This window comes from Nocardia sp. alder85J, from assembly GCF_020176955.2.
Classification (GTDB): domain Bacteria; phylum Actinomycetota; class Actinomycetes; order Mycobacteriales; family Mycobacteriaceae; genus Nocardia.
The window spans coordinates 829,317-847,481 of the sequence record NZ_JAIUCZ020000002.1 but is presented as its reverse complement, the minus strand read 5'-3'; the positions used below and the strand labels follow the sequence as shown (position 1 = coordinate 847,481).

Sequence of the window (18,165 nt, the reverse complement as noted above, 5' to 3'; positions counted from 1 at the left end):
GACGACGCCGAGGAGACAGCCGGATCGGCTTCGGTAGCGGCGGCCGAATCGGGGGGCTCGCGGGTCGCGTCGCCGGGAGCGGGCTGCGACGCGGCGGGCGCGGGGCGGGGTCGCTCGGGTGCGGGGTGGTCCGCGGTCGGGCCGGGTTCGGGGGTGGGGAGGAGGTCGAGGGTGAAGAGATCCGAGGTGGGGGGCGGGGTGTCGTGGCGGTGGGGGACGGACTGTTTGGTGCGGCGGCGACGTGGGGGTGGGGGCTGGTCCAGGTCGGTGAGGGAGAACAGTTCGTCGGTCATGGCTGGCCCTGGGATTCGCAGGCCAGCAGGGGGTGCCAGAGGCGGCGGGCGGTGGCGGCGAAGCGGGTGGGTTCGCCGTGCTGGTCGGGGTCGGTGAGCGGGGTTTCCAGGTTGTCCAGGCGGACCGCGGGGCCCCAGACGTAGCGGAGGTAGCGGTCGGTGTGGTCGCCGAAGGCCTTGGGACCGCCGGGGCCGCCGAGGAATTCCTGGCCGGCGGCGAGGCGGGCGTCGGCGACGGTCGCGCCCTGGGCGCGGCGTTCGGCGTAGAGGGGGGAGGCGGTGGGGGCCACCGGCAGCGGCTCGGCCAGGCCGAGGTCGCGCAGGTCGGCCAGGTCGCGCAGGATCTGCTGGGCCACTGCGGCATTGGGGGCGGTCAGGGTGGAACGCCACGCGGGGCGGCCGAATTTGCCGCGGCCCATGGTGACCGCGCGCCAGCCGCGGTTGCGTTCGGTGGCCGCCAGTGCCAGCACCCGGACCCACGCGGCCATCCGGTGTTTCGGGGCCAGGCGGGAGAAGGTGGTGCGGACCACCGCGTCGTCGTGCACGTCGGGAACGGTGCCGGACAGCAGCCGGCCGTCGCCGAGGTCCACCGCGACATCGATGGTGCGGGCGGGGATCTCGTGCATCGGCCGTGCGACCCGGACCAGGCGGTCCACGGTGTCCTCGACCTCGTCGAGCACCGCCGCGCCGAGGCCGAACGGCGGCAGGGTGCCGCGGCGCCACTCCGCCGCGCGCAGGGTGGCGGGATCGACGCCGGTCAGGCGGGCCGAGAGCATACGTTCGCCCACATTCCACTTGGACAGGCCGTCCATCTCGATCGGCAGGCGCTGATCGATCTCCTCGTCCTCCTCCGGCACCCGGATGCCCAGCCGCTGCCACAGGAAGGCCCGGACCGGATGCTCCACGAACGAGATCAGTTCGGCCAGTTCGACATCCGTGACCGCGGCGGCGGGCAGCGGGCCGGGCAGGAATTCCGGCGGAATCTGCACGGGGTGCGCGGCGGCCCGCGCGCCGGCCAGCGCCACGGTGTCGAAGCTGATCGGTTGTGCGGCAACGAAATTGCGGCGGTCGAACGCCTGCAACGGATGCCTTGTCACCAGGGTGGCGGCCGCGGCGGCGGTGAGGTGGCCGCGGACGGCGTCGAGCAGTTCGGCCAGCGGGATCGCGGGCGGACGGTAGGCACCGGTCACCGGGTCGGCCCCGGTGTACAGCACGATCAATTGCCGCTCGGCCGCCATGATCGCGTCCAGCAGCAGTTGCCGGTCCTCGCTGCGCGCGTCGCGATCGCCGATGCGGGGTTCGCGGGCCGGGATGTCGTCACCGTCGACGCCGCCGGTCCGGGGGAAGACGTCGTCGTCGAGGCCGAGCAGCACCACCACCGGATGCGGCACCGAGCGCAGCGGCGCGAGACCGCACACGGTCAGCTCGCCGGTACGGAAATTGGCCCGCACCGACCGCGCCGACAGCCGCGACCGCAGCAGCGCCGCGATATCCGGCAGCCGCAGCGCGATGTCACCGGCGTGTTCCAGGGCGGCGACCAGGTCACGGCGCACCTCCGCCGCCTGCCAGGCCTGGGCCCGCGGCACCTCGGTCAGCAGTTCCAGGATCCGGATCAGCACCTGCTGCCATTCGGCGGCCGGGCGCGCCGAGCCGGCGGGTTCGGCGGGGGTCGGCCCGCGCAGGTCGCGGACGCATACCGCCAGCCGGTCGACGAATTCGGCGAACCGCCCGGCCAGATCCACGTCACCGGAGTCCACATCGTCCAGCGGCAGCGCGAGATCGAGCCAGTCCTCGGAGGATTCGCCCGCGGCCACGCCCAGCAGGATGCGGTCGACGGCGGCGTTGAGGGTGTTCTGCGCGAAATCACCGAGGCCGAACGCCTGCCGCTGCCGCTGCCCGATCCCCCAGCGCGCGCCGGTCTCGGCGGCCCATTCGCGCAACCGCTCGATATCGTCGTCGTCGAATCCGCAGCGCACCCGGACCGGTTCGGACGCGGCGAGATCCAGCACCTCGGTGACGGTGACCCGGCCGTCGGCCAGCGCCAGCACCTGTTCCAGCACGGTGAACACCGGATTGGCCGAGCCCTGCGACCGATCCGCCGGCCGCACCCGCAACCGGTGCCCGGGATGCGCGGCGGCGTCGTCGGCCGCGGACTGACCGAACGCGGCCCGCAACAGCGGCGCGTAACTGTCGACATCGGGGCACAGCACCACCACATCGCGCGGTTGCAGCGCCGGATCGGCGGCGAACAGCCCCAGCAGCACATCCCGCAGCACCTCGACCTGCCGGGCCGGGCCGTGACACGAGTGCACCTGCACGCTCGCATCGGCGGGCAACTGCCGCGCCGGCGGCCACACGTCCTCGCGCAACCCGGCCTGCACGGCGGAAAGCACCGTACCCGAAGCGCTGTCGCCACCGGCATGATGACTGCCCACCACCGGCCCCAGCACCGCCAGCCGCTGCTGCAACTCCCGCGCATCACGTCCGAGCGCCGCCAGCAACGGGTGCGCCACCGCCGGCGCACTGCGATCCGCCGCCCGGACCGGCCCCGCCGGCCCGAGCCCACCCAGCGCGGCATCGGAAACCGCTGTGGCCGAACCGGTTCCCAGCGCCGACCACATCGCCGGACTCGGATGGGTCAACCACAGGTGGACGTCGCGGTGCTCGCCGAGGGCCGACAGCACGGCCAGTTGGTCGGCGCCGAGGCGGGTCACGCCGAACAGGGACAGCCGGTGCGGCAGGTCGATCGCCGCCGGTTCGGCGCGCAGCCGGGCGCAGGCCCCGGCGAGGCGCTCGGCGGGGCTGGGGGTGCCCAGTTCGGCGCGCAGCCGCTGCCACAACAGGAATTGCCAGTGCAGGTCCTCGGGCAGGTCCGCACCCGGCGCGCCGGCGGCCCAGTCGAGCAGCAGCGCCGGACGCTGACCGGCGTAGCCCTCGTACAGCGCGGCGATGCGGGCGGCGGTGGCGAAGCGGCGGCCGGCCCGGTGCGAACGGGTGTCGCCGGCGCCGAGGTGCCGGGCGGGCACCGCGCACCACGGTTCGTGCAGCGCGGTGTCCAGCACGCGCAGCAGCGCCCACACCGCGCGCTCGGGCGCCCAGGGGTCGTCGGCGACGGCGATGCCGGTGACCTCCGCCAGCACGCCGGTGATCAGTGCCGCGGGGGTGGGGAAGGCGATGTTGGCGCTGATGCCGTCGCCGCCGGCCGCGCCGAGCGACCGGGACAGCCGCTGGGTCAGCCAGCGCTCGACCCCCTTGGCCGGTACCGCGACCACCTCGACCGCGAACGGGTCGGGCAGCGGCTGCGACACCATCGACGCGAGCAGGTCGGCGAGCGTGTCCGCCCGTTCGGCTCGGTGGATGTGCAGCGCCATCAGCCGCCTCTCTGCGCTCGCGGTGGATCCGACGGCCGCTGGGGGCCGGATGCCCCGCGGTTGCCTGTCGACCGGCCGATCCTACAAACTCCCGGACGCCACACCGGTGTGCGACTCGGCTTCCGTGAAACAAACCACTCGGAATATTGCTGGCAAATATTTGGCATTAGCTATGCGCTGCAATTACTCCGAATTGACCGTTTGAACCAAATTTCCAGCAACACTTGGGATTCCGTGGCGTTCGTCACAAAACCGTTTTGGCCCGAATTCACCGCCGCGTGTCACGCCGGTGGCCATGACGCGGTGTGCCACAGTGCTCCGCGGGGAGGATGTGGTTCACGGGGCAAGCGTCATTCGAAAGGCTGGTTCGGTTCATGTCTGCGAACGTGATTCCCTTGGTCCCCAGATCCGGGTTCACGGTCCGCCGCGTCGGCGAACGATGGGAGCTCGTCAATTCCCGGCACTACGGTCGTGCCGTGGTGCTCAACGCGTGGCCGCGCGACCGGCACACCGAGGCTTTCGCGCACTGTTATCGGCTCAACGGGCGCAAGGTGGAGGACCTGTTGGCCGCTTTCCGCTGACCGGTTGGCCGGTTTCCGGGGCCGCGTCTAGTGTGGTGCACCGTGCGTTATCCCCGCGCCGCCTCGCGCGCCACCCGATCCTCGCGACTGGCCTTCGGTGCCTGCGCCGTAGCCGCCGCCCTCGTCACGGGCCTGCCCGCGGCCCAGGCCGCGCCGGCCACCGCGCTGCCGCTGCACACCCAAGGTTGCGTGGGTGGTTTCGACTGCGATATGAGCAACCGGATCGCGGCGGCCGACGCGTACGTCGCGGGGCGGCCCGGCATGGTCGGGTATGTGCTGCGTGACCGGGTCACCGGTGCGGTGTACCGCAACGGCAACGCCGACACCATGTTCTGGACCGCGTCCACCATCAAGCTGGCGATCGCGGAGGATCTGCTCAACCGGGCCCGGGTCGGCGCGATCGTGCTGACGCCGGAGGACCGGACGCTGCTGGAGTCGATGCTGGCCACCTCCAACGACAATGCCGCCGACGTGCTGTGGCAGAAGTACATCGGGCCGGACCGGATGGCCTACAACAACGCCTTCCGGGCCAACGGCATGACCGGGCTGGCGCCGCAGCCCACCGCCGGACATCCGTTTCCCGACTGGGGATTTCAGCAGTGCTCGCCGGCCGATCTGGATCGGCTGATGAACAATGTGCTCGACACCATGCATCCGGACGATCGGGCCTATCTGCTGGATCGGATGCGCAATGTCGACACCAATCAGCATTGGGGGGTCTGGGGTGCGGGGCCGTCCATGCGGCCGGGATTGAAGAACGGCTGGTCCGACGAGCAGGGGGGCTGGGTGGTCAACTCGGTCGGGTTCGCCGGGCCGGGTGAGCGCTACACGCTGGCGATCATGAACGATCTCGGTGATCAGGGCGGGTACACCGAGGGTGAGGAGACCACCACCCATGTCGCTCAGCTGTTGCTGGGCGGGCGGGGTTAGGTTCCGGGCGGGCCGGGGCCTCGTTGATCAAGCGGGTCAGTGCGGCGACCACGTCGTTCAGGGCTGGGGTCGGGGGGCCGGCGGGTTCGGTCAGGTAGATGTCCCGGCGGATCTCGATCATCAGCGCGGTGACGTCGGGGTTCGTGTTGTAATGGTGCAGTGGCACATAGCATCCCGCGAACGGGGTGTTCAGGGAGAGGTCGCCGCAGGGTGCGAGGGCTGCTTGCGCGGCGGCCAGCAGGTGGGGCGGTGTGTGTGCCGGGTCCGTGCCCAGGCAGATCGCGGGACGTGTTCCGCTGGGGTGCAATTCGTACGGTAGCGGCAGGCGTGGGTAGGAGTGCACGTCGAGCAGTACGGCGGTGCCGGTTGCGGCGAGGCGGTCGGTCACTACGCGTGACACAGTGTCGGCGTAGGGGTGGAAGTAGTCGTTCAGGAGTGCTTGTTCGGTCGCTGGGTCGGGGTGCCGCAGGGGGGTGCCGTGTGAGGTTCTGGTGTAGACGGCGCCCATGCCGACCTTGCGCATCTCCTCGCGCTCGTCCGGGAATCGCTCCGGGTCGACCACCAGGCGTGAGACGGTGTTCTGGACGATCCAGGGTCTTGTTGCCGCGTGGTGTGCTGCTTGCTCGGCGAGCAGGTCGGTGGCAGTGTCGGTCATGCGGTCCAGTTCGGTCGCCAGGTCGGGATCGGTGAGCAGGATTGTCCGGCGGACTGCTGCGGGGATGTGGCGTGAGGCGTGGGGCACGTGCAGGATTACGGGGCTGGAGGTCGAACCGGGAATCACTCGGGCGGTGGGCATTCGGTCACGGTAATCGTGGTGGGGGTGGAGGGGTGGTGGCGGTGGTGTGGTGGGGCGGTGGTGAGGTGGGGCGGTGGTGATGATGTGGCGGTGGTGAGGTGGTGTGGTGGTGGTGATGATGATGTGGCGGTGGTGATGTGGTGGCGTGTGCGATGGCGGCCGTGTGGTCTGGGTTTGATTTGGCTGTTGCGTGTTTCGGGGTGCGGATACTGAGGGTTGGGCCTTCTTGGGGGGTGACCGGCTGTATTTTTGGCCTCCGCTTCGCTCCGGCGGGTTCTCGGCCCCTCAGTCTCGATTCTTCCCTCCTCCGCTCCTCCGCTTCGCTCCCCCGCTCCGTCAGTCCAGAATCGAGACGGGCCGAGAACATTAACGTTGGGCCTACTTGGTGGTGACCGGGCCCTCAGCGGGCGGGCCGAATGCCGGGCCTGCTTGTTGGTGACCGCGTTGGAGGGTGAGGCGGGAAGAGAACTCGAGGGTCCCGGCCTGCTCGGTGGTGACCGGGGCTGGAGGTGAGGCCGGCAATGCACAGGCGGGGTGGGCCTGCTCGGGTGGTGACCGTTGTCGAGGGTTGGGCCATGAAAAGACTTGTCGGGCCTGCGGATCGGTGACCCGGGGGTTGGAGGTGGGGCGGGCAACGCTCAGGGGGCAGGGCCTACAGGTTGGTGGCCGGGTTGGCGGTGGAGCGGGCGACGCACGGGCGGGGTGGGGCTGCTTGGTGGTGATGGGGGTGGGGGTGGGGGTGGGGCTTGGAAAGGCTTGTCGGGCTTGGGGGTGGTGACGGGTTACAGTCGGCGCAGGTGCATGGGGGCGCCGTCGCGGGGGAAGGGGATCGTGGTGAAACCCCAGGGCATCACGTAGTCGGCGGGGATGCGCCATTCGTGGTCTCGGACCATGGCGGCGATGATCGCTTTCACCTCGAAGATGCCGAAGTGCATGCCTATGCACTTGTGGGCGCCTGCGCCGAAGGGCATCCAGGCCAGGCGGTGGTTGCGGTCCTCGCGGCGGGGGTCGTCGAAGCGGTCCGGGTCGAAACGCAGGGGGTCGGTCCACAGGTCCGGGGACAGGTGGTTGACGATGTAGGCGAGGTCGACGTTGGTTCCGGCGGGGATGAAGCGGCCGGCCACCTCGGTGTCGCGTACCGCTCGTCTGACCAGGCCGGGTACCGGGGGGACCAGTCGGAGGCTTTCCTTGACCACCAGGTCCAGGTTGTGCAGGCGGTCCAGGTCGGTGATGGTGGGTGGGGCGCCGTTCAGGTCGGCGTGGAGGGCTCGTGCCTCCTCCCGCACTCGCTGCTGCCAGTCCGGGTGGTGGCCCAGGTAGTAGGCGACCGTGGTGGCGGTGGTGGTCGTGGTGTCGTGGGCGGCCATGATCAGGAAGATCATGTGGTTCACCACGTCCTCGTCGGAGAACTGCTCGCCGTCCTCGGTGCGGGCGTGGCACAGGGCGGAGAAGAAGTCCTCGGCGGTCGTGCGGCGTTTCTCCGGGATCATGTGGGTGAAGTACTCTTCCAGCACTTTCCGGCCGCGCAGGCCGGCCCACCAGGCGCCGCCGGGGACCGGCCGGCGCACGATCGCCAGCGCGGCGTGGGTGCAGTCGATGAACGCCTTGCCCAGGCGCTCGCGCTGGGGGCCGGCGTCGGCGGCCATGAAGACGGCGGTGGCGATCTCCAGGGTCAGGTCCTTCACCGTGGGGTACAGCTCGACGTCGCGGGCGCCGCCCGGGCCGCCGGGTACCCAGCGCGCGATCGCCGCGTCGACCACCGGCGTCACCTCGGCCAGGTGCGCCTCCAGCCGTTGCCGGGTGAACGCCTGCTGCATGATCCGGCGGTGGTACATGTGCTCGGAGAACTCCAGCAGCAGCAGTCCGCGCCGGAAGAACGGGCCGATGAAATAGTCCCAGCCCTGGCCGAAGTCGTTGCGGCGCTTGCCCAGTACCTCGTCCACCGCGTCGGGGCCGGCCACCAGGACCCGGTCCACCCCGAGCGAGCGGTTGTAGCTGACCGGCCCGTACTTCTCGTAGCGGCCGAGCACCTCCGCCGGTCCCCAGCGCAGATAGTGCAGGGCGCGGCCCAGATACGGCAGTCCGATGTCGCCGCGGATCGGGAGTTGCGCCGGATCCGGCGGTGTGGCCAGTACCCGTTCCCGCACCGGCAGCCGGCGCAGCATCCGATCGATGGTGTGCTGCTCCGGAATCCGGAACAGGTCGATGTTCTCGCGCTCCAGCGCGTCCGCGTCGATGCCGACCATGACTCCGCCTCCGCAAAAAGTACGCTCCGTACATTAGTAGCACGGATCACTCCCGCGCGGATGCGGAATCGGCGAGCGGCGCCGGATCGCGTACTCCGGCACCGGATCGGCCCGCCCCGGGGACCGGGGCGGGCCGACGTCATCCGTTCCGGGTGGGCCGGTGACCGGTGACCGACCGGCGCGTCAGTGCGACACCGCCCGGTGGTGGCGCTGCTGCGGCACCGTGGTGCCACGGCCGCGCCGCATCAGGCCGATCAGCGCGGTCAGCACCGCGCCGACCGCACCGCCGCCACCGATCTGTCCGATGATCTGCCCGAGGTCCAGACCGCTGCTGGTCGCCGCCTCGATGATCGCGCCGGTGATACCGCCACCGACCGCGCCGGCCACGCTGTTGGCGCCCACTCCCACGCCGGTCCGGGCGCCGGCGAGATTCCCGCCGACCAGCCCGCCGAGCAATCCGAGCAGCCACTCCATGCGAGGGTCTCCTTTCGATCGCCTTGTGCCGCGGGTTACCGAACGAACTCCGCGGCAACGGAATTCGTGTCACACCTGCCGCGTGTCACCACCGTGCGGATCACTCTTGTCGGTGTGGCTGCGCTGGTTCGCGCCCACGGCGTTGTTCTCGTAGACCACTTCGATACCGCCGGCCTCCGCGTCCGGCCGCTGGTGCACCACCGGTTCGACGGCGCCGCGGCGGGTCTGCGGTGAGGGCGGCGCCTCGCCGTGCACCGGTACCGCAGGGCCGCGCATCGCTTGACCGGCCGGTATCGGCCCGGTTCGGGGCATCTCGAAACCCGTTCGCGGAGTGTCGAATTCGGTACGCCGCTGGGCGAAGCCGGGGCCGCGCTGTTCGAAGCCGGGGCCGCGCTGTTCGAAGCCGGGACGGGGCGCCTCCCGCGGTGGCCGGGGCGCGCGCGGCGTCTCGAAGGCGGAGCGCGCCGGCGGCGCGGTCCGTACCGTGGGCGCCGTCGCGGTGCGCAGCGGCGGTTCCACCGGCCGCGGCGCGGGACGGCGGCCGAGCAGCCCCAGCAGACCACCCACGACCGCGGCGATGGCCAGGCCGATCGGCACACCCCACCACCGGTTGATTCCGGAACTGCTGGTGCCGGTCGCGGCAATCGGCGGGGCCGCCTGCGGCGCGCCGGCCGGCGGTTGCGCACCCAGTGACGCCGCGAGATTCGCGGGCACCGTGCTGAGACCGTCGGGCTGCGACCAGCGGATCTCGGTACCGGTGGGGCCGGCGAAGCCGTTCGCCTCCACCCCCGATTCGGCGGTCATGTCCGTGGTCGGATAGCCGAAGGGCCCGGTCACCGCGCCGCTGGCGCGGTAGGCGTCGAGCACCTTGTCACGGACCAGGTGGGCGCCCGTCGTCGGGCTCCAATAGATCGCGGCACCACCGGCTTCCGCGAAATTCTCGACCCGGCCGGCACCGTCACCGGCATCGGTCTCGTCCGCGACCGGGAAGCCCAGATCGCCGGTCGGACCGCCCAGATCTCGGTAGCGGCCCAGGATGTCGCCATAGACGGCCCTGGCGCCGGTGCCCGGCGAATAGAAGATGGCGCCGCCCCGATAGTTCTGCACCGCACCGCTGTCGCCGATCTGGTTGGCCTGGCCGTCGGCCGGGCCCAGCGCCGAACCGGCGCCACCGAGATCGTTGTAGTGGGAGGTGATCGCGCCGGTCGCCTCCGGCGAGGGGCCCGGTTCCGGCAGGCCGGGGCCCGCCAGCGCCGTACCGCCGAGCACGCCGACACTCAGCACACCAGCGGCCAAGCCGGACAACGCTTTTCGTGACAGTGACGACATCACCACTCCTCTCAGCGGCGCAGCCAGTGCCGCCCACGCGGGCGGTCCCGGTCACGGTCGCGTTCGGATTCCGGTTCACGAGACTCGATCCTGGTCAGCTCCTCGTTCGGGAGGACGTCGGACTGCTTGCCGACGATCCGGTCCAGCGGGTGCCGGCCGGTGGAGCGTTCGATGAATTCCACGTCGGCGGAAGCACTTTCGTGCATCACCGGCTCCACGTCGGTGGCCTCGCCGGCCAGCCTGCGGACGTTGGTGGACAACGTCTCCTGGGTCCGCACCACCTGCTCGACCGGCTTCTCCACCACCCGCTGCACGAAGACCGGCTTCTCGACGACGACCTCGACGACCTTCTCCACCTCCTTGTAGACCGGGCGCTCGACGATTTTCTCCACGACCTTCTCCACCGGCCGCTCGACGATGCGCTCGTGCACCATCTCGACCTCCCGCTCCACGGTCTGCTCGACCAGGACCGGAGTCTCGACCATCTTCTCGAGCACCTTCTCCACCGGCTTCTCGACGACCTTCTCGATGATCTGCGGCATCTCCACGATCGCCTCGACCACCCGCTCCACCGGGCGTTCGATCCGGTTCTCGACGATGTTCGGCTTCTCCACGATCAGGTCGACGGTGTGCTCGACCGGTCGTTCGACCACATTCTCGGTGACGTTCGGGACCTCGACCGTCTTCTGCACGGTCCGGGCCACCGGCCGCTCCACCACCTGCTCGGTGATCTCGGGCTTCTCGACCACCTTCTCCACCACGCGATCGACCGGCTTCTCCACCACCCGCTCGATCAGGTTGGGGACCTCGACGACCCGCTCCACGGTGTGGTCGATCGGCCGCTCGACGACCTGCTCCACCACGTTCGGCCGCTCGACCACGCGTTCGACGGGCCGGTCGACGGGCTTCTCCACCACCTTCTCGACGATGTTGGGCCGCTCGACGATCTTCTCCACCACGCGGTCGACCGGCTTCTCCACCGGTGTGACGACGAGGTTCTCCACGATGATCTCCCGCGGCACCTCACGCGTGCGGATCACCGGCTGCTCGACGACCAGGTCGATCACCTTCTCCACCGGCTTCTCCACGGTGCGGTAGACGATCTTCTCCACCGGGACCTCGATGACCTTCTCGACGATCTTCTCCACCGGCTTCTCGACGACCCGTTCGACGATCTTCTCCACCGGCTTCTCGACCACGCGCTCCACGATGCGCTGGACCGGGACCTCGACCACCTTGTCGACGATCTCGACCACGGGCTGCTCGATCCGGCGCTCGATCCGCACCGGCCGGTCGACCACGTTGTCGTGGATGTCGACGATCAGGTTCTCCACCAGGCGCTGCACCTGCGTGGGCTTGTCCTGCACCCTGTCGACGACGGCGACGACCAGTTTCTCCACCAGCCGCTGGATCTCGACCGGCTTGTTCTGCACCTTGTCGACGATGTTCACGATCGGCTGCTCGATGCGCCGTTCCACCGTCACCGGCTTGTCGACGACCTTGTCGGTCACGGTCACCGTCGGCTGCTCGATGCGCCGCTCGATCGTCACCGGCTTGTCCACGACATTGTCGGTGATCTGCACGGCCGCCCGCTCCACCAGCCGGGACACGGCGACGGGCTTCTCCCGTACCTCGTCCACCACGGTGACCTCGGGCTTCTCCACCGTGCGGGCGACCCGGACGGGCTTGTCGACCACCTGGTCCACGGTGTCGACCACGAGCCGCTCGACGACGCGTTCCATGGTCACGGGCTTGTCCACGACCGTCTCGATCGGGCGCTCCACCAGTCGCTGCACGGTGTAGGGGTGATCCCGGACGTCGTCGGCGACGTGCATCGGCTGCCTGGGCTGCGAGTGTGCGGACTTCGGATCGTTGTGCTCGGGATTCGGCATGGGTGCCTCCATTGAGACGATCGGTGATCTCGAGAAAAATTTAATTCCTTTTTCCGCGCGGTGCAGCAACTCACCACAATTACACCCCGAAAGTCGGGTCGGTCAATCATGGCCGTGAATTCATCCGACAACATTCACGGGGTATCCCGGCGACGGCGGACGAATTTCCGGTGAATGCGGACCGGCGGAGCACGGAAACGAGCTGCGCAAGTATCGGAATCATCCCCGTGAGCGGCATCGAGCACCGTCACGCGACCTGCCGCCATTGTATTACCGGCCGAAATTGGCGCGGCGATTCGTTTCTGCTTCGAAACCCGGGCGGCGTCCCGGAAATCTCATCAATTTCTCACGGAATGCGACGGGCGGCCCGGACCGGCGGCACGCGATACCGTGAGGACCATGAGCGCAGAGCCGGACACCGTGCGAGCGGCGAGCCGCACCCGCGGCCGGCCGCCGGGCCCACCCCGCGACCCGGCCGCCCGCCGGGAGGAACTGCTCGACGCCGCCGAGCGGGTGGTGGCCGCCGACGGCGCGGCGCTCACCGTCGCCCGGGTCGCGGCCGCGGCGGGCTACGCGCGCACCGCGGTGTACGCGGTGTTCCCGGATCTGCCCGCCCTGGTCGACGCGCTGGCCGAGCGGCACATGGAGGCAGTGATCGCGGCCGCGGACACCATCCTGGCGCAGCCGCTGCCCGGGCGGCGGCTGCTGCGCGCGCTGGTGCAGTTGATGTGCGATTTCGTCGACGGCAATCCGAACCTGCACCACCTGCTGATGCAGCGGATGCAGTCCGACGATCCGCGCCCGCCGGCCACCCGGCCCTTCTTCACCCGGGCCGCCGACTGGGCGGCCTCGGTGTTCGACGCGCTGCTGCGCGCTGTCGACGCCGATCCGGCGCCCGCCCGGGTGTGGGCCACCGCGACCGTGGGCGCGGTCCTGATGTCGGCGGAGGACTGGGGCCGCGACCCCGGCCGCCGCCGGGACGAGTTCGTCGACGGGCTCACCGCGTTCCTCTGGCCCGCACTGGAATCCGCCGGTGCGGGCCGGTTCACCGGACCGCTGATCGTGGCGCCGTCCGTCACGGAAGCGGCACGAAACGTTCACACCGACACTCCGCCGTCACCGTGACTGCCGCCCGGTTGCCGACTACGGTTGTGTCCGTCGAGCGTCGAATTGTCGGGCTTGGAGGGAGCACCAGATGAGCATCGCAACCACCGGTGGCCCACGCCACCGCGTCGTGGTCGTCGGATCGGGGTTCGGCGGGCTGTTCGCGGCCCGGCACCTGCGCCGCGCCGATGTGGACGTGGTGCTGATCTCCAAGACCTCCACCCACCTGTTCCAGCCGCTGCTGTACCAGGTCGCCACCGGCATCCTGTCCACCGGCGAGATCGCGCCCGCCACCCGCCTGGTGGTACGCAAGTACCAGAACACCCAGGTGCTGCTGGGCGAGGTGCACCAGATCGATCTGGTCAATCGCACGGTCACCTCGCGATTGCTCGAACAGGACACCGTCACCGGCTTCGACAGCCTGATCGTCGCCACCGGCGCCCAGCAGTCGTATTTCGGCAACGATCAGTTCGCCACCTACGCCCCCGGCATGAAGACCATCGACGACGCACTGGAACTGCGCGCGCGCATCCTCGGCTCGTTCGAGGAGGCCGAGCTGGCCACCACCCAGGAGGCCAAGGACCGGTTCACCACCTTCGTGGTCGTCGGCGCCGGCCCCACCGGGGTCGAGCTGGCCGGCCAGATCTCCGAGCTGGCCACCCGCACCCTGTCCGGGGCGTTCCGGGCCATCGACACCCGGGAGTCCCGGGTGATCCTGGTCGAGGGCGCCAACGCGGTGCTCGCGCCGATGGGCCCCAAACTGGGCGGCAAGGCGCACGCCCGGCTGGAGAAGATGGGCGTCGAGGTGCAGCTCAACTCGATGGTCACCGGCGTCGACGCGCGCGGGGTCACCATCAAGGACAGCCAGACCGGCGATGTGCGGCGCATCGAGGCCGCGTGCAAGGTGTGGTCGGCCGGGGTGCAGGCCAGCCCGCTGGGCAAGATGCTGGCCGAGCGGTCCAAGGGCACCGAGACCGATCGCGCGGGCCGGGTGGTGGTGGAACCCGATCTGACCGTCAAGGGTTATCCGAACGTCTTCGTCGTGGGCGATCTGATGTCCGTGCCCGGGGTGCCCGGCATGGCCCAGGGCGCGATCCAGGGCGCCACCTACGCCGCCAAACAGATCCGGGCCGAACTCGCGGGCAAGCAGACCCCGGCCGATCGCAAGCCCTTCGCCTATTTCGACAAGGGCAGTATGGCGACCATCTCCCGGTTCAACGCGGTCTGCCAGATCGGCAAGTTCGAGTTCAGCGGATTCCTGGCCTGGCTGGCCTGGCTGGGGCTGCACCTCTATTACCTCATCGGCTATCGCAGCCGGGTGGTCACGGTCTTCCAATGGTTCGTGTCGTTCGCGGGACGCACGCGCGGGCAGATGGCCGCCACCGAGCAATGGGTTTTCGCCCGGCTCGCGCTGGAGGCCATGAACGGAAATGAAGAGGACGCGCGCGAGCTGCGCGCGGAAATCGGCACGGACAGCGAAGAATCCGCCGGCTGAACCCGCCGCGCCGCGGGCCGCGGTAGCCGCGGACACGGCCGGAACGGCCGATCCCCTGGACCAATCCGGAACGCCGGACGGATCCGAATGTGTAGTTCGGAAAACGTTCGCATTCACGAGAAAGGTCACCATGGGCACACGCCAGCAGGTCGATCCGGCGCCGCGGAGGCGGCAGCTCGGCTCGATCATCATCGCCGGAGCGATTCCGGTCGCCGCATGTCTCGGGGCCGGTGCGGCCTTCGCGGACTCCCCGGCCGGGACGCCTCCGGTGGTGGCGGCCGAGAATCCCGGCGATGCGGTCCCCGCCGAGAAGACGCCTGCCGAAGCCACTCCCGCCGATCCGGCCGAGGTCGACACGTCCGCCGACAGTGCCACCAATCCGGAGGCCGCCCCGATCCCGCCGGTGTCGGAGGCCACGCGGGCGCAGCACCCGGGCGAGGAGTCGGAGGCCGCCGCGGCGACCGACGAGGAGCAGGTGGCCGCCGAGGTCCCGGCGCCGAAGGTGTACGTCGGCCGCAACTCCAGCACGGGGATGCGGGCCGAACCCGAGAACGCGGGCCTGGCGGCGGTCGACACCGGGCGCCTGCACCTGCCGAACCCGGACGCGGTGCCCGGCGTGGCGCCGATCCAGGCCCCGGCCGGCAAGCTGCGCTGCGGCGATGCGAAGGTCGACATCCCGGCCTGGCTGCCCGCCTTCCAGGCCGGTCAGGTGAACGAGGCGTCGGCACGCACCGAGGCCCAGCTGGCCCGGACCCTGGACTCCGCCGGATTCGCGCCGAGCCGTTCGGATCGGATCGCGGCCGGGACCCTCGGCGGCTTCGCGACCGGCGCCGTGGTCGGCGCCATCGCGGGCCTGCCGCCGGTCCTGCCGGGTCTGGTGGTGGGCAGTGTGGCCGGAGCGATCATCGGTGGCGTGAATGCGTACAACGCTCCGGCGGTCGAGCCGCCCGTGGTGGACCAGCCGTCCGTGGAGTCCCCGGCCGCCGGCGCGGCCGCTGCCGACACGCCCGCCGCAGCCGAGTCGCCCGCTGCGGCGACCGAGGCCGCCGACGCCTGAGCGTCCGGGAGAGCATCGCGCGGCCGGGACCCCTCCGGGGGTTCCGGCCGCTGTCCGTCCGGCCCGGATCCGATCACGTCCGTACGGAATCGGCGCGGGCCGGTGCGGCCCGGCATTCCCGGTGACCGCCGCCTGACGGCGCGGTTCGCGGCGAGTCGTGAGCTGCACCAATCCAGTGGGCGACCTGGTCCGAATGTCGAGCGTCGACATTCCCCCGAACGAAAGGTCGTGTATGGCCGCAGGTAAACACAGGGCGCCCAACCCGCATCGCAATCGGGTGGGCACGGTGGTGGCGGCGGGTGCCGTCCCACTAGTCCTGGCGGTCGTCGGAGCCGGCACTGCGAACGCAGCCGCCGGTACTCTGCCGATCGCGCAACAAGAAGATGCGCCGCAGTGGCCGGCCGCCGACTCGCCGAACGAGCAGCCCTACGAGGGCATGCACATTCCGCACAACGAGCTCAGCTCGTTGCAGACGGCCCGGGCGCTGCCGAATCATCACTACCTGGCTCCGATCGGGACGCTGCACACTCCGGTGTCGGTCGCGCCGGTGCCGCCGATCGCGCCGCCGCCGGGCAAGTTCCGCTTCGGTGACGTGCAGGTCGACGCGCCCGAGTGGATCAACCGTGATCAGGCGATCATGGTCAACGACACGTCGGCGCAGGCGGAAGCCGGCATCGCCACCTTCCTGGACTCGATCGGCATGGAACGCAGCCGCTCGGATCGCATCGCCGGTCAGACCGTGGGCACCGCCGCCATGGGCGCGGTGGTGGGCGCGAGCGCGGCGACACCGCTGACGCTGAGCGCGGCGGCGATGGGCGGGCTGTGCGGGCTGATCGCGGGTGTGCCGTTCCTGCCGATCGGCCTGGTCGCCGGTCCGCTGCTCGGTGCGGCCGTGGGCGCCGCGGTGATCACCATCCCCGCCGCCGCACTGGGCGCGGGTGTCGGTGCCGCGGTCGGCGCGGTGGGCGGTCTCACCGCCCCCTCCCGCGTGCTCGGGGATATCTGACCCGATCACCCAGGGTGCTCGACCGGGGCGGGAGGCCGTAATCCGGCCTCCCGCCCCTTGCTGTCCCAGGCGGACTTCCAGCCGGCTGTGCCTCTGCTGCACAACGGCATTCAGGGCAAACCGGCAGATACCGCAGAGTTGCGCGCGGGGAATCGCGTCGCGCTCGCCGCCGACGGCGTCTCATCGAGAGGGACGGCACGGTACTCGGCGAGCGACCCTCCTGTCCAGGTGAACAGGGTGCCGCCAGCGGCCAGGGGGAGCAGGGCGGCCGATCCGCCGGTCCGGGCGGCGGTGTCGTCGGGAACTCTCAGGATGCTCACCAGTGCGCGGGGGGCGGTGAGCAGGTCGTCGGTGGTCGCGCCCGCACCCAGTTCCAGGCGGTGCCGGAGCAGCGGCAGACCGCCGCGGTCGGCGATCAGATCGCCACGCCAGCGGCCCTCGTCCTCGCCGGTGCGGCCGATCTGCACGTGCTCGGCCAGGTGCAGCCGGGCATCGGCGGCCAGGTCCACCGTGGTGCGGGCGTGGTGTTCGGCGCCGTCGGCGACCACCGTCGGTTCCGGGGCGAAGTCCAGATACCCGCCGGGTCCCACCGTCAGCCGCCAGTGTGCCCGCGACAGCGACGTCTCGCGGCCGGGCAGGGCGACGGTCGCGGCGACCGTGCGCAGCCGCAGCCGGGCCCCGGCGGCCACCCGGATCTCGATATCCAGTTCGTCCCCGCCCACCGGGGTGGCCGCGGTGCCGACCAGATGGACGGTGTCGAGTGCGGTGGCCCGCGCCGACATCGCACCCGTCGCACGGATATCCGGCCAAGCGCCCGGCCGTGCGAGAATCCGCAGCTCAGTGCGCAATCGCGGCATCCGCGTCGGCGACGGCCCGCACCTGGGCCCGGACCCATGCCAGCACCGCGGTGGCGGCCGGATCCCCGGTCAGCGACGTGAACACGAACGGCCGGCCCTCCCGCACGGCGGTCGAATCCCGTTCCATCACACCGAGATCCGCGCCGACCAGCGGAGCCAGATCGGTCTTGTTGATCACCAGCAGATCGGAGTACGTCACGCCGGGACCACCCTTGCGCGGCACCTTGTCGCCACCGGCCACGTCGACGACGAAGATCTGCACGTCGATCAGGCCGGAGGAGAAGGTCGCGGTGAGATTGTCGCCGCCGGATTCCACCAGGATCAGGTCCAGCGGCGGATTGGTCTCGATCAGATCGTCGATGGCGTCCAGATTGGCGGTGATGTCGTCGCGGATCGCGGTGTGCGGGCAGCCGCCGGTCTGCACGGCGGCGATCCGCTGGTCCGGCAGCACCGCGTGCCGCCGCAGGAAGTCGGCGTCCTCCGTGGTGTAGATGTCGTTGGTCAGCACCGCCAGCGACAGTTCGTCGCGCAATTCCCGGCACAGCGCGGCCACCAGCGCGGTCTTCCCCGATCCGACCGGCCCGCCGATACCGATCCGCACCGGCTCGCCCGCGGTGCGTTCCCGTTTCGGGCGGTCGTGGCCGTGGTCGTGCGGTTCGCCGTCGATCAGATGTGGTGGCATATCGCTCTCCTTCGCTTCCGCGCCCATCCTGGCGCACCCACGTAAATGCTGT

General features: G+C 70.6%; 14 protein-coding genes. 6 read left to right on the top strand and 8 right to left on the bottom strand.

What is annotated here, in order from left to right; genetic code table 11:
• Window positions 1–289: 289 nt before the first annotated feature.
• Window positions 290–3,664: an exodeoxyribonuclease V subunit gamma gene (gene recC, locus LBW94_RS10030; protein WP_225053373.1), complete on the bottom strand. Its 3,375-nt coding sequence runs from the start codon at window positions 3,662–3,664 to the stop codon at window positions 290–292.
• Window positions 3,665–4,038: 374 nt separating this feature from the next.
• Between recC and LBW94_RS10025 the strand changes: the two genes are divergently transcribed.
• Together LBW94_RS10025 and LBW94_RS10020 are read left to right on the top strand one after the other, a co-directional pair.
• Window positions 4,039–4,245, top strand: a complete 207-nt coding sequence (locus LBW94_RS10025; protein WP_225053371.1) for a hypothetical protein — start codon at window positions 4,039–4,041, stop codon at window positions 4,243–4,245.
• A gap of 42 nt (window positions 4,246–4,287) precedes the next feature.
• Window positions 4,288–5,175, top strand: coding sequence for a class A beta-lactamase-related serine hydrolase (locus LBW94_RS10020; RefSeq protein WP_225053369.1), 888 nt, complete (start codon window positions 4,288–4,290; stop codon window positions 5,173–5,175).
• Here the strand turns inward: LBW94_RS10020 and LBW94_RS10015 are convergent.
• From LBW94_RS10015 to LBW94_RS09995, 5 genes are all read right to left on the bottom strand, one after another.
• Window positions 5,084–5,971, bottom strand: coding sequence for an N-formylglutamate amidohydrolase (locus LBW94_RS10015; protein WP_225053367.1), 888 nt, complete (start codon window positions 5,969–5,971; stop codon window positions 5,084–5,086). The two genes, LBW94_RS10020 and LBW94_RS10015, sit on opposite strands and share 92 nt — an antisense overlap.
• Before the next feature lie 782 nt (window positions 5,972–6,753).
• Window positions 6,754–8,217, bottom strand: coding sequence for a cytochrome P450 (locus tag LBW94_RS10010; RefSeq protein WP_225053365.1), 1,464 nt, complete (start codon window positions 8,215–8,217; stop codon window positions 6,754–6,756).
• A 183-nt stretch (window positions 8,218–8,400) separates the two neighbouring features.
• Complete coding sequence (locus tag LBW94_RS10005) at window positions 8,401–8,691, bottom strand: hypothetical protein (protein WP_225053363.1); 291 nt, start codon at window positions 8,689–8,691, stop codon at window positions 8,401–8,403.
• Between the two features lie 69 nt (window positions 8,692–8,760).
• Window positions 8,761–10,020, bottom strand: a complete 1,260-nt coding sequence (locus LBW94_RS10000) for an LGFP repeat-containing protein (protein WP_225053361.1) — start codon at window positions 10,018–10,020, stop codon at window positions 8,761–8,763.
• Window positions 10,021–10,031: 11 nt separating this feature from the next.
• Window positions 10,032–11,981, bottom strand: coding sequence for a hypothetical protein (locus LBW94_RS09995; RefSeq protein WP_225053359.1), 1,950 nt, complete (start codon window positions 11,979–11,981; stop codon window positions 10,032–10,034).
• 330 nt (window positions 11,982–12,311) lie between these two features.
• Between LBW94_RS09995 and LBW94_RS09990 the strand changes: the two genes are divergently transcribed.
• From LBW94_RS09990 to LBW94_RS09975, 4 genes are all read left to right on the top strand, one after another.
• Window positions 12,312–13,037: a TetR/AcrR family transcriptional regulator gene (locus LBW94_RS09990; RefSeq protein ID WP_225053357.1), complete on the top strand. Its 726-nt coding sequence runs from the start codon at window positions 12,312–12,314 to the stop codon at window positions 13,035–13,037.
• A gap of 70 nt (window positions 13,038–13,107) precedes the next feature.
• Complete coding sequence (locus tag LBW94_RS09985; RefSeq protein WP_225053355.1) at window positions 13,108–14,511, top strand: NAD(P)/FAD-dependent oxidoreductase; 1,404 nt, start codon at window positions 13,108–13,110, stop codon at window positions 14,509–14,511.
• A gap of 130 nt (window positions 14,512–14,641) precedes the next feature.
• On the top strand, window positions 14,642–15,568 hold the full coding sequence (locus LBW94_RS09980; RefSeq protein ID WP_225053353.1) for a hypothetical protein: 927 nt from the start codon (window positions 14,642–14,644) through the stop codon (window positions 15,566–15,568).
• A 232-nt stretch (window positions 15,569–15,800) separates the two neighbouring features.
• Entirely contained in the window at window positions 15,801–16,574 is a 774-nt protein-coding gene (locus LBW94_RS09975; protein WP_225053351.1) for a hypothetical protein, read from the top strand.
• Window positions 16,575–16,684: 110 nt separating this feature from the next.
• On the opposite strand, the gene LBW94_RS09970 is transcribed toward LBW94_RS09975, so the two are convergent.
• Entirely contained in the window at window positions 16,685–17,422 is a 738-nt protein-coding gene (locus LBW94_RS09970; protein WP_225053350.1) for an urease accessory protein UreD, read from the bottom strand.
• Complete coding sequence (ureG, locus tag LBW94_RS09965) at window positions 17,412–18,113, bottom strand: urease accessory protein UreG (RefSeq protein WP_225053348.1); 702 nt, start codon at window positions 18,111–18,113, stop codon at window positions 17,412–17,414. The genes LBW94_RS09970 and ureG overlap by 11 nt, the downstream gene beginning before the upstream one ends.
• Window positions 18,114–18,165: the final 52 nt, after the last annotated feature.